This is a genomic window from Bythopirellula polymerisocia (genome assembly GCF_007860015.1).
Lineage (GTDB): Bacteria > Planctomycetota > Planctomycetia > Pirellulales > Lacipirellulaceae > Bythopirellula > Bythopirellula polymerisocia.
In genome coordinates, this window is the sequence record NZ_SJPS01000002.1 from 27344 (window position 1) to 41086 (window position 13743).

Annotated in this window: 12 protein-coding genes; 10 read left to right on the forward strand and 2 right to left on the reverse strand. The window is 53.6% G+C overall.

Features of this window, described 5'->3' with window-relative positions; genetic code table 11:
- Positions 1–260 precede the first annotated feature (260 nt).
- The 3 genes from hflX (at position 261) to Pla144_RS06390 (ending at position 3175) form a co-directional block, all read left to right on the forward strand.
- On the forward strand, positions 261–1586 hold the full coding sequence (hflX, locus tag Pla144_RS06380; protein WP_231936265.1) for a GTPase HflX: 1326 nt from the start codon (positions 261–263) through the stop codon (positions 1584–1586).
- Between the two features lie 8 nt (positions 1587–1594).
- The gene (locus tag Pla144_RS06385; RefSeq protein ID WP_146449144.1) at positions 1595–2383 is read left to right on the forward strand and encodes an SDR family NAD(P)-dependent oxidoreductase; all 789 of its coding nucleotides are present in this window, start codon (positions 1595–1597) and stop codon (positions 2381–2383) included.
- Between the two features lie 63 nt (positions 2384–2446).
- Entirely contained in the window at positions 2447–3175 is a 729-nt protein-coding gene (locus Pla144_RS06390; RefSeq protein ID WP_197530431.1) for an RluA family pseudouridine synthase, read from the forward strand.
- Positions 3176–3214: 39 nt separating this feature from the next.
- On the opposite strand, the gene Pla144_RS06395 is transcribed toward Pla144_RS06390, so the two are convergent.
- Positions 3215–4738 carry a hypothetical protein gene (locus Pla144_RS06395; RefSeq protein ID WP_146449149.1) on the reverse strand — a complete coding sequence of 508 codons (1524 nt, stop codon included), beginning with the start codon at positions 4736–4738 and terminating at the stop codon, positions 3215–3217.
- Positions 4735–5745 (reverse strand): glycosyltransferase family 2 protein, encoded by a 1011-nt coding sequence (locus tag Pla144_RS06400; protein WP_146449151.1) that lies wholly within the window; start codon positions 5743–5745, stop codon positions 4735–4737. Before Pla144_RS06400 ends, Pla144_RS06395 begins: the two co-directional genes overlap by 4 nt.
- Before the next feature lie 150 nt (positions 5746–5895).
- Between Pla144_RS06400 and Pla144_RS06405 the strand changes: the two genes are divergently transcribed.
- The 7 genes from Pla144_RS06405 to Pla144_RS06435 all read left to right on the forward strand — a co-directional run bounded on the left by Pla144_RS06405 (position 5896) and on the right by Pla144_RS06435 (position 13667).
- Complete coding sequence (locus tag Pla144_RS06405) at positions 5896–7086, forward strand: AI-2E family transporter (RefSeq protein WP_197530432.1); 1191 nt, start codon at positions 5896–5898, stop codon at positions 7084–7086.
- A gap of 438 nt (positions 7087–7524) precedes the next feature.
- Entirely contained in the window at positions 7525–8466 is a 942-nt protein-coding gene (gene coxB, locus Pla144_RS06410) for a cytochrome c oxidase subunit II (protein ID WP_146449156.1), read from the forward strand.
- Positions 8463–10691 carry a cytochrome c oxidase subunit I gene (gene ctaD / locus Pla144_RS06415; protein WP_146449159.1) on the forward strand — a complete coding sequence of 743 codons (2229 nt, stop codon included), beginning with the start codon at positions 8463–8465 and terminating at the stop codon, positions 10689–10691. Before coxB ends, ctaD begins: the two co-directional genes overlap by 4 nt.
- Positions 10688–11506, forward strand: coding sequence for a cytochrome c oxidase assembly protein (locus Pla144_RS06420; protein WP_197530433.1), 819 nt, complete (start codon positions 10688–10690; stop codon positions 11504–11506). The genes ctaD and Pla144_RS06420 overlap by 4 nt, the downstream gene beginning before the upstream one ends.
- On the forward strand, positions 11503–11718 hold the full coding sequence (locus tag Pla144_RS06425) for a hypothetical protein (protein WP_146449163.1): 216 nt from the start codon (positions 11503–11505) through the stop codon (positions 11716–11718). The genes Pla144_RS06420 and Pla144_RS06425 overlap by 4 nt, the downstream gene beginning before the upstream one ends.
- Positions 11715–12254, forward strand: coding sequence for a QcrA and Rieske domain-containing protein (locus tag Pla144_RS06430; protein WP_146449165.1), 540 nt, complete (start codon positions 11715–11717; stop codon positions 12252–12254). Before Pla144_RS06425 ends, Pla144_RS06430 begins: the two co-directional genes overlap by 4 nt.
- Positions 12255–12266: 12 nt before the next feature.
- The gene (locus Pla144_RS06435; protein WP_146449167.1) at positions 12267–13667 is read left to right on the forward strand and encodes a cytochrome b N-terminal domain-containing protein; all 1401 of its coding nucleotides are present in this window, start codon (positions 12267–12269) and stop codon (positions 13665–13667) included.
- The last annotated feature ends 76 nt before the right edge of the window (positions 13668–13743 follow it).

The following is a 13743-nucleotide window of genomic DNA, read 5'->3' on the forward strand; positions in this document are numbered from 1 at the left end:
GCGCTAGAATCGTGGATCGAGGCTATAATGACAGCAAAGGTGGCTGCCCCACGGGTTTTGGGCTATCTGTGCTACTTGTCTCCTAGAGTGCTATAATAGAGATATGTAATCAAAACATTACTTCAGCGCGAACCCAGTCTGATTCATGAGGCTCTGCATTTGAGAGATTCAATCTGTATGACCACTTCGGCTATGCCAGGAGTAGAAATTAGCCGGTGAGTTCTATCGACCGCAAACCAGGTATCGACAGCGAATCCGCCATTCTGGTGGGAGTCTATTTATCCAGCGACCGTGCCTCTAACGGCACCATTAGCGGCGACCTCTTGGAGGAACTAGCCGGGCTAGTCGAAACCGCAGGAGCCGAAGTCGTCGGACGCATCACTCAGAATCGGCCTACTCCCGATCCCGCTACTTACATTGGGCAAGGCAAGGTCGAAAGCCTCAAACAGTTCGTCGAGGCTGCAGACGCCGATGTCGTTGTTTTTGATAACGATCTTTCCCCGGCCCAGATTCGAAATCTCGAAGAAACGATCGGCGCTAAAGTGCTCGATCGTACAGAGATTATTCTTGATATTTTCTCTGCGCGGGCGCAAACTCACGAAGCCCGTTTGGCGGTTGAGCTGGCCCAACTTGAGTATTCCCTGCCCCGTCTGAAACGGATGTGGACCCACCTCTCGCGCATGAAGATGGGTGTTGGTATGCGCGGCCCTGGTGAGAAGCAGTTGGAAACAGACCGTCGTCTGGTCGAAAAACGAATCAACGATCTGCGCTCGGATCTTAAACAAATCGAAAAGCGGAAAGAACGGGCCGTCGCGGCTCGTAGCGATCGCATGACTGTCTCTTTGGTCGGTTACACCAACGCCGGCAAGAGCACTCTGATGAACAAGCTCACTGACGCTAATGTGTTGGCCGAGGACAAACTCTTTGCTACGCTCGATACTCGCACCCGCCGCTGGCAATTGCCAGGCTGGGGGCCCGTGCTCTTGAGCGATACGGTCGGTTTTATTCGCGATCTGCCGCATCATTTGATCGCCAGTTTTAAGGCAACTCTCGAAGAGACCCGTCAGGCGGATCTGCTGATTCATGTGGCGGATGCAAGCAACCCGGCAGCGCTGGACCAGATCACCTCCGTCTACGAAGTATTGCATGAACTTGGCATCGACGAGAAAGACACGCTCCTGGCTCTAAATAAGGTGGATCGTGTTTCAGACCCACTCGCGCTCGAATCGCTCCGTTCGCGCTATCCTCATGCCGTGTTGGTAAGCGCCGCCACAGGGGACGGTCTCCCTCGGCTGGCAAGTGCCGTGAGCGAGGCTCTTAGCAAAGACTTTCTCGATCTGGAGATCCACCTGTCGGCCAGCAATGGCAAGACGCTCGCCTTCTTGGCCCAGTACGGTGAGGTACTCAGCCGGACCTATGTCGAGGATCGGACCGTGGTCCACTGCAAGTTGCCCCAAAAGTATCTTGGACCGCTGCGTGGGCAAGAGGACGTGCAGATTCGTCCCTACAAGAGTGGTGATCCTACGCCGGCTGTAACAACCAACGGTCACATGCTCCCTCCGGCCAACGTCGACGAAGTAGCGTAGCGAGTTTCATGGCTCGACGGGTACTTGAAAACAGCCGGATTCTACTTACAGGCGCATCCCGCGGCATCGGTCGTCATTTGGCCTTGGAACTAGCCCGCCAAAAATCCCGTTTGCTGGTCGTCGCTCGTAATAGTCTGGAGCTAGACAAACTTGTCTCCGAGCTGAAATCACAGGGTGCAGCCTCCGCTGAGGCCTTGGCTGGCGACGTTACCGATCCGGCCATTCGCAAGGCGATTGTGGAGCGTGTCCGTAGCGACTGGAAATATCTCGATGTATTGATCAACAACGCTGGGGTGAGCGCCCACGGCCGGTTCGCGGGCCACGAAGAACAAGTCCTGCGCCAGATCATGGAAGTAAATTTCTATGCCCCGACTGAGCTGACTCGATTAGCCTTGCCACTTTTGGATGGTGGGCAAGACTCACTCATCGTGAATATTGGTTCGATCCTGGGGCATCGTGGTATGCCTCACAATAGTGAGTATTCGGCCAGCAAGTTTGCATTGAGAGGCTGGAGCGAGGCCCTGAGGACGGAACTTCACAGCCGAGGCATCGAAGTTCTCGTCGTAAGTCCCGGCACGACCGACACCGAATTCTTCGACCACTTGCTAGCCAAGAGCGATTCGCTACCCTGGGGCAAACAGAAAGGGATTCCCCCTGAGGCAGTCGCCCGGCAAGTAGTCCGGGCAATGCAGCTCAGGCGCACCGAGATCTACCCCAATTGGCGAGGCCGACTCTTAGTGGCCGTAAATCGCTGGGTCCCCAAACTGGTCGATCGGATCATGAATCGCTTCGGTTAGCCCGGGGTCTGGTCCATTTTTCTTCCAGCAAGCTTTGAATTTCAACGGACGATGACCGAAAATATGAACCTGTCCCCTTCACCTTGCGAATTAGAAATCCTTTACGAAGAAGGCCCCTGTCTGGTTGTCAACAAAGCCGCCGGAGTGCTCACCCAAGCCCCGCGAGGTATCGATAGCATGGAGGTCCGCGTCAAGGATTATTATCGACGTCAGGAACGCAAACCACCCGATGCGAACATTTATCTCGGCATCACGCATCGCATGGATCGGCCCACCACGGGTGCCCTAATCTTTGCCCGGCATGTCCGCGCAGCCCAGCGCATTTGCGCTCAGTTTGCTGATCGAACCGTCAACAAAATCTACTGGGCGTTTGTCGAGGGTCATGTCACTCCCGATGAAGACACTTGGACCGACTATCTCCATAAGCGGCACGGAATTCCACAGCCTCAAATCGTCACCGCCGACCATCCGGCAGCCAAACACGCGATCCTGCACTATCGGGTGCTTTGGCACAATGAGTGGGGCACTTGGCTGGAAATTGAACTGGAAACCGGTCGTACCCACCAAATCCGCATTCAAGCCGCCTCGCGAGGCTACCCCGTCGCCGGCGACGAAGGCTACGGCAGCCAGCACATGTTCGGACAGCCCAAGGAAGACCCCCGTGAGCGTCCCATTGCCCTTCATGCCCGGCAGATTTCTTTTCGACACCCCATGACCCAAGACCCGATTAGTGTTGTGGCGCCTCTGTCACCCGATTGGAAGGCTTTGGAATTGCCAGCAGAACTGCAATAACCGCGAGTCAAAGAATCACCGGTCTTGATTCTGTCAGCTTCACCCGGCAATCCAGCCCGCCGACTCCATCGCTTGGTAGATCCAAGGTTGAGTCCAGGGATTCCAAGTCGGATAGCTCACCGAGAAGACCGACATCGCCAGTAACAAGAGACACAGCAGCTTGCCTCCGCGCGAAGACGCAAGTGAGTCTGCCGCTGGCAGCATTCCCCAAAGCCAGAGCGGCGCGAACCAAAACATCCAGCGGAAGCCGCTCGTCATGCCGCCGTAGTTGCGATCCTCCAGTGGTCGCATTCCCAGGTAGAACACCAGACATACGACCGACACCAGGGCAATCCCTGCGGCGATTTGTCCTTCTGTGGTATGCGGATGGCGACTCCACATAATCAGCCCTACGATGCTCAGTAACCAGACGGGGGTCAACGAGAACACTCCATGGTGCCCCAGCAAACAGTGCCAAGCGTAGACCCACTTGGACTGCTCACCCCGGTCGATCCCTTGGCGATTCGCCCAGTAGCTCTCAATTTTGACACCTTCGATCTCGTAGGTGTATTGGTACCAGTTTTCCTCGCTGTCTGAAGCGTAGCGGTGGGCATAGGGTGGGGACCATGTCCCATGGGCGGCGTAGTTGGTCCCAAATGCCGCAGCCGCAACCAGGACCGCCGCTGGCAAAAAACCAGTCAGCCAAGCACCACGATTTCGCAGCAGAAGGGCAAGCGCCACCAGGGCGAACATCGAGAGGGCGGGCAACTCATTTGCCGCAGTGAAAGCTGCCGCTAAACCGCAGGCAGCATAGTCCCATCGTCTCGTGCTGCCATCGCACCAGATTCGCACAAAGTAGCACAGTGTCACTGCTGCACTCAAGGCACCAATAATGTGATTGTTCAGCACGACGGCAAACGTGTTGAGCATCGTGGCAAAGCATGCCGCAGCCACAACAAAGATACGTCCCCAATCGGTTCGACCAAATCGCTCAGCCAACTGAGCAACTATGAAAAACATCCACGCCAAAGGAAGAACATGGACAGTCAGAAGCATCAGCCGCCCGACAAAATAGGGATGCTCTTCTAACGTCATTCCTGTGAGATTGTGAATCACCCAGTACTCACCCGCGAGCAAAGTGATTAGCAGCGGAGGCTTGCTGGAATAGAGATGCAACTCGCCATCGTCGCCCCGATGCTGGACCATGTCGATCGTGTTCCAGACATGTCGATCGAGTAAATCGTCGATCTCAAAGGTTCCTTGCTCCACCAAAGCCCTGATTGCTAGCCATCGGCTGCGGTCGTTTGCGCTCAAGAATGGTCTTTGCAACGTATGCTCGGCAACGAGCTTCTCACGGGCCTGCTGAACCTTCTCTGCCAGTTCTACCTCTGACAGATTTTGACTCTTCAGTTCCTTCTCGATGGGTCCCAGCTGGCGATTGATGAGATGCGTTTCGATATCCATCCGATTGACCGAATTCACCGACATCAGTCGGCCGGTCATATTGCCTACTGCCACGGTAATAAATATAGAATAGACGGCCCAGCGAAGTTTCCGCTGAGGATCACTGCCAAGATCGCTCATGTAGGTGGACTTTCGGCGGAGTGGCTTACTTCTAGAGAAGGTATTTGCTCAGTTTTTTTGTCGGGCTGCGTATGCTCGGCAATCGAATAGGCATCGCTGTCGCGTGAGAACAGGGCCGAAATCAACTCTGCGACAAAACCAAGTGCCAAAAGTTGTGCCCCTATCAACAAAAGCACCAGCGAGTAATAGAGCGCAGCTGTTTCATGCAAATGAATCGGTGTGTGCCCTGGTAGTCGCGAAACGCACCAGTGCATTGCTAGATACCCCATGCCCAGGATCCCTAACATCAAGGACGTTAGCGCCCCCATTCCCAGCCAATGCTGGGGCCGTTGATTGAAATGCGTAATGAACCGCACGGTTAAAAGATCCAATAGCCCCTTGGGAATTCGTGACCAACCATATTTCGATTTCCCTGATCTGCGGGGCCGATGCTTAACGACCACCTCACCCACGCGAAATCCGCGGGCAGCCGCCAGCACGGGAACGAATCGATGAAGCTCTCCATAGAGTCGAACCTCATTGATCACCTCCCGGCGAAAACACTTCAGGCCACAGTTGTGATCGTGAAGTCGCACTCCAGTCATCCAACTTACCAGTAGATTGAACACCTTTGAGGGCCAAGTCTTGTGCCACGGGTCATGCCGTTCTTGCTTCCAGCCGTTGACCACATCAAAGCCCTGGTTTAGTCGAGCAATCAAATTGGGGATTTCAGCTGGATCGTCCTGCAAGTCGGCATCCATCGTGACGATGATTTCTCCCATCGAAGCATTGAAGCCCGCGCTCAGTGCTGCCGCCTTTCCAAAATTCCGCCGAAAGCGTATTCCCAGGACGCGAGAATCTTGCTGAGCAAGTTTTTCGATGACCTGCCAGGAATTATCCGTGGATCCATCGTCCACGACAATCATTTGAATTTCGTAATTCTCACTCTCTGCGACTTGGCAAAGCTGCGCATGCAGTTGCTCCAAGCTGGCGGCTTCGTTCAAAGTGGGGATTACGACGCTGATCATGGATAATTGAACAAGTATGACCGAGGAATATACCTACCTCCAGAATAGCAGAAACTCGCTCTCCGACCAAAACCCATCTTCCGCTAAGAATCGATTCCTCCTTAGAATAGCCCCTATTACCCAATTCCTCCCATCTCAAAGGTTTCCACCGTGCCACGCGTCGTCTCCTTCATTGTCTTGGTGGCGATTATCCTCTTGATTGGCTTGAAGTTTTTTCAAGTCATGATCTTGTTCATCGTCCCGTTGTTTCTGGCAGCGGTTCTGGTTGTGATCTTCAAACCACTGCATTTATGGATCAGCGCTCGGGTCAAGAATCACGTACGACTGGCTGCAGCTCTCACAACGACGGCCATTGTCTTGATCGTGCTGCTACCAACGGTTGCTCTAACTGTGCGTGCCATCTCAGAAGGTGCGGAATTGGTCACTAAATTAGCCAATCATCAAGCCGCTGTCCCGAATGGCGAAGTGCCACCGCTTGTGGCCAAACCTCCAGTTGAAGAGGAAGCTCATGAGGAGGCCAAATCTTTCAAGGTGTTTATTACTCAACTTGTGGATCAAGCAAATGCCCTGCTTGAGCGATTTCAGATCCCCTATTCATTGGATGCGAATTTGGTGATGAAAGACATCACGAACAGTCTCAGTAAAATGGCAACCCCACTGGCAGTCGGCGGATTTCGAATTATCGTCAGTAGTCTGGTCGGACTGGCAATCATGGTAATTACCACTTACTACTTTTTCGCAGACGGACCAGCCATGGCCGCTGGATTGATGAGACTCTCGCCGCTCGACGACAAATACGAACAAGAGTTACTCGATAAATTTAGCGACATCAGTCGCTCGGTGGTATTGGCAACACTAGCATCGGCCATCGTTCAGGGGCTATTGGCTGGCATTGGGTTCTTTTTTGTTGGCAGCGATCGCATTTTTTTTCTTACGGGACTTACAATGTTTATGGCGATGATTCCCTTTGTGGGTGCTGCAGCAGTGTGGGTGCCTGTTTGTGCCTGGCTGCACTTTTATGACCATCGCACAACTGCCGCCTGGGTGCTGGCGCTGTATTGTGCCGGAGTCGTATCGATGGTGGATAATATCATCAAGCCCTACATTCTCCACGGCCAGGCCAATCTGCATCCGCTGCTGGCTCTTTTGAGCGTGATTGGTGGTGTGCAAGTTCTTGGCCCGATTGGAATCCTGGTCGGACCGATGCTCGTGGCGTTCCTGCAAGCTCTGTTGAACATGCTCAACAAAGAACTCGGCCAAATGGGCGACCAACCCGTAGCTGCCCTGCAGGAAGCACTCACGAAGGAGAAACCAAAACCATCTTCCAAGCGCAAGCGTTAGAACTAGTTAACCGCAATCCGTAAGCCCCACCATTCAAATAGAATCCTTACAGGCAGAGCGCAGCGTTTGAGTCTGAAGTATGCCTTTTTTCCTTTGAAAGTAATACTTTTCTCAATTCACTCTCTTGAAGGAATCGACCTGATAGCTATATTGGGTTCGCTTGGTCTCAAGTGGACAATCGCAGAAGTCGAATACTCCGAGCTAATCATGTTGGGGATATTTCAATGAACAAGAGCGTGTTAACCCAACTCATCTTTTTTGTTCTCGTATTGATGGGGCTCAATTTCTTCTTTCATTTGCACATTTCTATCATTGGAAGTCTGCTTCTGACATTAGGTCTTTCCTTTGTAATGCGGCTATTGCAGTCCAACACTTAGTCGAATCAGGCATTTTTTCTCAGGGGTCATCAGACAAGCTTAGCACTGAAAGACGGACGTCATGTTTCCTGTATTTCAGCCGGAATCTCCAGAAGCTCAGGCGATCTACGACCTCTTCATACTGGTGCTAATGATCAGCGCCGCCATCTTTATCATTGTGGCAGGCTTGATTGCTGTTGCATTATGGCGGGGTCGTTCCCGAGCAATCTTACCGAAGCAAGATTTTGGGAGCGAGAAAAGAGAAATCTATTGGATGGTGGGGCCTATTCTCATTGTCATTTGGATCACAGCGATCAGTGCCAAGCTGATTCTCACAGTGAATGCGTTTCCAAAAATACAACCACCAGGCGACGAAATGGCCGAGGCAGACCTGACCGTCACCGGTCACCAATGGTGGTGGGAGATCGAGCATCACGAATCTGGTATCGTCGAGGCCAACGAGATTTACATTCCCACGGGTAAGAAGCTGCGAGTCAAACTCCAGTCAGCTGACGTGATTCATTGCTTCTGGGTACCTCAGCTTGCCAGGAAAATGGATGTCATCCCTGGTCGCGAGAACTACATCTGGCTCGAAGCCGGGAAACCGGGCGTCTACCAGGGTCGATGTGCCGAATACTGTGGAAACCAACACGCCTGGATGAATTTCAAGGTCTATGCTTTGACCACCGACGAATTCGCAAAGTGGGAATCCGGCGAAAAGGTTGCCCCTGGCACGCCAGCCGAACCTGCTGCGGTCGCTGGTGAAAAACTCTTCTTTGCACATACCTGCTCAAATTGTCACACAGTCGCGGGCACTGTCGCCCAGGCGACCATTGGTCCCGACCTGACTCGGGTCGCATCTCGCAAACAACTCGCCGGGGGGGCGATCGAGAACTCAACCGAAAACCTCGTTCGCTGGCTGAAGAATCCACAGGCGATCAAACCGGGATGCAAAATGCCGAATTTCAAATTTAGTGATGACGAGGCACGGCAAGTCGCTGCTTATTTGGAGTCCCTAAATTGAGCACCGAAGTTGCCACACAATACGAACTCATTGAAGTGGACTCCACGACGGGATTACTCTCCTGGGTCTCGACGGTAGATCATAAGCGAGTTGGGATTCTTTACATTCTTCTGGCCGTTTTCTTCTTGCTAATCGGCGGTATCGAGGCTGTATTGATTCGCATGCAGTTGGCCGTTCCAGGTAACACCTTCCTCTCGCCGGAGGTGTTCAACCAGCTATTCACGATGCACGGCACGACGATGGTATTCCTAGTGGGCATGCCGTTCTTCACCGGTTTTTCCAACTACCTGGTTCCCCTGATGATCGGTGCGAAGGATGTGGCCTTCCCCCGACTGAACGCGATGAGCTTTTGGATGTTGCCGTTTGGCGCATTCCTGCTGTACTTCAGCTTCCTTACCGGCGCAGCACCGAACGCAGGCTGGTTTTCCTATGCTCCCCTCTCCACAAAGCCCTACAGCCTCGGTCCAGGAATCGACTATTGGCTCGTGGGGCTTATCGTGATGGGGGTTGGCTCGATCGCCGGGGCCATCAACATCGTGGCGACTGTGCTGTGTATGCGAGCCCCTGGGATGAGTTTGCAGCGCGTGCCCCTCTTCGTGTGGATCATGCTGATGCAGGCGATGCTGATCGTGATCACCATCCCGCCTTTAAATTCTGCCTTGGCACTGCTTTGTGTTGATCGCTGGCTGGAGGCGGCGTTTTTTGAACCGGTCCGTGGAGGGTCGGCCCTGTTGTGGCAACATTTCTTCTGGATCTTTGGCCATCCGGAAGTCTACGTCTTCGCCTTGCCAGCATTTGCCATGGTCTCGGAAGTCATCCCGGTGTTTTCCCGCAAGCCTATCTACGGTTACGCGTTCGTGGCCGGTTCTTCGACCGTCATTCTCTTGTTGAGCTACGGAGTGTGGGCCCACCACATGTTTGCCGTGGGGCTCGGGACCAGCGCCAATATTTTCTTCTCCATAATGACAATGCTAATCGCTTTGCCTACAGGAGTGAAAATCTTCAACTGGACTGCGACAATGTGGGGCGGGTCGATTCGCTTCTCCACGTCAATGCTGTTTGCCATCGCATTCTTGATTCAGTTTGTGATCGGCGGCCTGACAGGGATCATGTTCGCCGCCGTGCCAATCGATTGGCAGATGACAGACACCTATTTTGTCGTTGCCCATTTTCATTATGTGCTGATCGGCGGCGTGGTATTTGCCATTTTCGCCGCTACCTACTACTGGTTCCCAAAAATGACCGGGCGCATGCTAGACGAACGACTCGGCAAATGGCAGTTCTGGCTCTGGTTGTTTGGGTTCAACGGCACATTCATGGTTCAACATTTCCTCGGTGCGATGGGTATGCCTCGGCGCGTCTACACCTATGCAGATAATCCCGGCTGGGCACTGCTCAATGGCATTTCTTCCGCCTCGGTTATCTTGATGGTGGTCGGTACTATCGTGTTGATTTGGAATATCGTCAAAAGCCTGCTCCATGGAGAAGTAGCCGGCAACAATCCCTGGGATGCCTTCACGCTGGAATGGGCAACAACATCTCCGCCGCCGGAAACCAATTTTGACTCATTGCCAGAAATCAAGAGCCGTCGGCCTGTCTGGGATCAACAACACCCTGAGTATGCCGACTGGAAGTTCGCGAAAACTCCTGAAGATAGTGGTCGCCGGCCCGATCGAGCCAAAGTGTGTGCTTGGGCTTTCGTGATTTCTGAAGCCGTCTTTTTCGTGCTCTTGTTGGTGACTTATGTCGTGTTCAACTCACAAGCCAGCGACGACGGCCCTTCGGCGGAAACCGTCCTTGACGTACCTCGTACCGCCATATTCAGCGGTTTCTTGCTCGCCAGCAGCCTGACCTTTTGGTTCTCTGAGCGGAGTCTGCGGGCAGGTCGCCGCAAGACATTTCTATTTTGGCTGGGGACGACAATTCTGCTAGGCATTGTTTTTCTGTGTGGCCAAGGTTGGGAATACGCAGGACTTATCTCCAACGACGTGACAATTGACCGAAATCTGTTCGCCTCGACCTTCTTTACGGTCACAGGGTTCCACGGGCTTCACGTCACTGCAGGACTGATCGCCCTGGCGATCATGTTCACATTGGGCCGCAAAAATCATTTGACAAAAGTGCACTCGAAGCCATTTGAAGCGATCGGCGTGTACTGGCATTTTGTAGATGTCGTATGGATCCTAGTTTTCTCAATCATCTATCTAGGAGCATTCAAATTATGATCAGCGAAAAGCTATGGAACTGGACTTCGCCGGTGTGGCTTGTGGTAGGTGTGCTCTTGATCGGCTACCTGATCGTGGGGCGAGGACGGACGCAAAACCAATTGGCGATTTATCTCCTCGGACTGTGTGTACTGGTGTTGTCATTTGTCTCTCCCGTAGGTGTGTTGGCCGACGGGTATCTTTTCAGTGCGCACATGGTACAGCACCTTGTGTTGCTCCAGGTTGTGCCGCTCTGCATCTTGTTGAGCCTACCCCGGGTGAAGGCCACAAAGTGGTTCCAGTCGCCAAGAAGGGACCGAGTGGGCCGCCTGCTGGCAATGGCCTCGATTGGCTGGATTGCGGGGGTGGGGGCGATGTGGTTTTGGCACGTACCCCTGTTTTGCAGCGCGGCTGCCCAACGACCATCACTTGGAGCGGTGCGCGACCTCTCGCTCGTCCTCGCTGGTTTCGCGTTCTGGTGGCCGATCTATGCCCCCTGTGAGCGGTACCGGCTTGATCCGCTCAGAGGAATCGCCTATCTATTCTCGGCCTGCCTGGGTTGCACGCTTCTAGGCATCTATATCACGTTTGCCCCTCTCTCTGTTTGCCCTGTGTTCGCCAGTCCCGTCGATCGCATTGGCATTTTGAATTCGCTTTACGATGCCGGGCTCACGCCAGGGATCGATCAACACTTGGGCGGGCTAATGATGTGGGTGCCTCCGTGTATTCTCTATGTCGGCGCAATTATTAGCTTGCTTTGCCGTTGGTATTCAATCACTGACTCGACCACCGAATTTGTCCCAGGCTCCGCCAAATCCAGTGGAGTGTCGCTATGAAAGAAAATGAATTATCTGACCAGGTCCCACGACCTACTTACGCACCTATTGCCTTGGCAATGGGAATTGCCATGTCTACCTGGGGACTCATGGCTTTGAGCCTCAACATCAATGCGATGTGGTTCATGTCGATTGCCGGTGTGGGGCTCTCGACATGGGCGATTAGGAGTTGGATTGGCGAAATAGTACGACAATGGGAAATAGACCGATGAAAAAAAACGTAACCAACCAGCCTTGTTGCCAAGATGTGTCCGACCGCCGCTCTTTCCATGCCCGGCTTTCGATGATCCTGTCGGCAATTATCGGCGCGTTGATCGTCCTGCCAGGGGTAGGTTTCGTGCTCGCACCGATTTTCAAAAAAACGAATCAAAAGTGGCGCATGTTGGGAAAGGTAGATGACTTCAAAGAAGGGGCGACGGTTCTTGTCAATTTCGAGGACCCTTCGTCCGAAGTGTGGGCCGGCGTCACGGCGAAAACGGCTGCCTGGCTGAGGCGGGTCGATGAATCCGAGTTCATTGCATTCTCGATCAATTGCCGCCACTTGGGTTGCCCTGTCCGTTGGGTCGAAGGGCCAGAATTGTTCATGTGCCCCTGCCACGGCGGCGTGTACTACAAGGATGGTACCGTCGCAGGAGGGCCTCCTCCTGAACCACTCGACCGCTATCAAGTCCGAGTCCGCGATGGCGCCGTGGAAATCCATACGGCTGCGGTGCCGCTGACAACCACTCTGACTTTTGACGAGTCCTGATCGAAAAAACTAATGAACCAAAGACTGCGAACCGCCTGGAATTGGGTCGACGATCGCATCGGTTTTTCCGATAGCGTGATGCCGCTCATTGCGCACACGGTCCCCCGCAATGCCAGGTGGTGGTATGTCCTTGGGAGCGCTACGCTAACCGCCTTCATCGTGCAGGTCTGCACCGGCATTTGCCTGGCAATGGCGTATGTCCCGGGAGGAGACGAGGCTTACGAAAGCCTCAAATACATTACGGACGAGGCTCAATTTGGCTCGTTACTCCGTGGCATGCATGCCTACGGGGCCTCGGCTATGGTCACGCTCGTGGTAATTCATCTCGTACAAGTCTATCTCCATGCGACCTACAAATACCCTCGCGAGCTAAATTGGATGACCGGCGTGGTGCTGTTCTTTGTCGTATTGGGCATGGCATTTACGGGCCAACTACTCCGGTGGGATGCCAATGGGGTGTGGTCGGTCTTCGTTGCCACAGAAATGGCAGCCCGCACGCCTTACATTGGACCTGTGATCTCCCACTTCTTGCTGGGGGGAGAAACTGTGGGGGGATCTACGCTCACTCGATTCTTCGCCTACCATGTGTTCATCCTACCGGGGATGATCTTCGCGGGGGTTGGATTGCACCTATTTTTGCTGTTTCGGCATGGTGTGTCCGAAATGCCTAACGTCGACCAGCCCGTCGATCCGGCCACTTACAAGCAAGAGTACGAAGAGCGACTCAAGAAAACGGGGGTTCCCTTCTGGCCCAACGCGATGTGGCGCGACGTGGTTTTCTCGACGCTCGTGGTAGGAGTGATTGTCGCTTGTGCCGCCATCTTTGGTCCTCCCGCATTGGACGCGTCACCCGATCCGGCCAATATCCATGCCAACCCGATGCCCGACTGGTACTTTTGGTGGTACTTCGCCGTCTTGTCTTTATTGCCTCCCTCATATGAGCTCTGGTTCATTCTAGGCGTACCGATCCTTGGCTTCTTGGTGCTCTTTTGTTTGCCGCTTCTTTCCAACAAGGGCCACCGCGCTCCGAGCAAGCGACCTTGGGCAGTAGGGATCGTGATTGCATCCTTTGCCAGTTTTATAGTTTTGACCATCTATGGATACCGAGAACCCTGGTCACCGGATTTCGGCGTCCCGGAATTGCCACAAAGTGTAATCGGCGCAAAAGAAGGCCCAGTATTTGAGGGAGGGAAACTCGTTCATACCAAGGGTTGTCTCTATTGCCATACTATCAACGGCTACGGAGGACATCGTGGGCCTGATCTTTCGAACATCGGCAAGCAACTCACGCGTGAAGACCTCATCATCCGCATAAACAACGGTGGCTACAACATGCCCTCATTCGCCGGAAGCGTTAACTCGCAGGAGCTCTCAAAGATAGTCGACTTCCTCATGACAAGAGTCGAACCCTAAGTTTAGCCGATTCGCACCGATTCGTTAGCCGCGACGCGCCAGGCGAGTGGAGCTCGCCAGAGCGGAGCGCGTAATT

Coding starts and splice junctions, on each gene's coding strand:
- Pla144_RS06395 (WP_146449149.1), bottom strand. CDS start 4,738: ATGAGCGATCTTGGCAGTGATCCTCAGCGGAAACTTCGCTGGGCCGTC.
- Pla144_RS06435 (WP_146449167.1), top strand. CDS start 12,267: ATGAACCAAAGACTGCGAACCGCCTGGAATTGGGTCGACGATCGCATC.
- Pla144_RS06420 (WP_197530433.1), top strand. CDS start 10,688: ATGATCAGCGAAAAGCTATGGAACTGGACTTCGCCGGTGTGGCTTGTG.
- coxB (WP_146449156.1), top strand. CDS start 7,525: ATGTTTCCTGTATTTCAGCCGGAATCTCCAGAAGCTCAGGCGATCTAC.
- Pla144_RS06425 (WP_146449163.1), top strand. CDS start 11,503: ATGAAAGAAAATGAATTATCTGACCAGGTCCCACGACCTACTTACGCA.
- Pla144_RS06400 (WP_146449151.1), bottom strand. CDS start 5,745: ATGATCAGCGTCGTAATCCCCACTTTGAACGAAGCCGCCAGCTTGGAG.
- Pla144_RS06430 (WP_146449165.1), top strand. CDS start 11,715: ATGAAAAAAAACGTAACCAACCAGCCTTGTTGCCAAGATGTGTCCGAC.
- Pla144_RS06385 (WP_146449144.1), top strand. CDS start 1,595: ATGGCTCGACGGGTACTTGAAAACAGCCGGATTCTACTTACAGGCGCA.
- Pla144_RS06390 (WP_197530431.1), top strand. CDS start 2,447: ATGAACCTGTCCCCTTCACCTTGCGAATTAGAAATCCTTTACGAAGAA.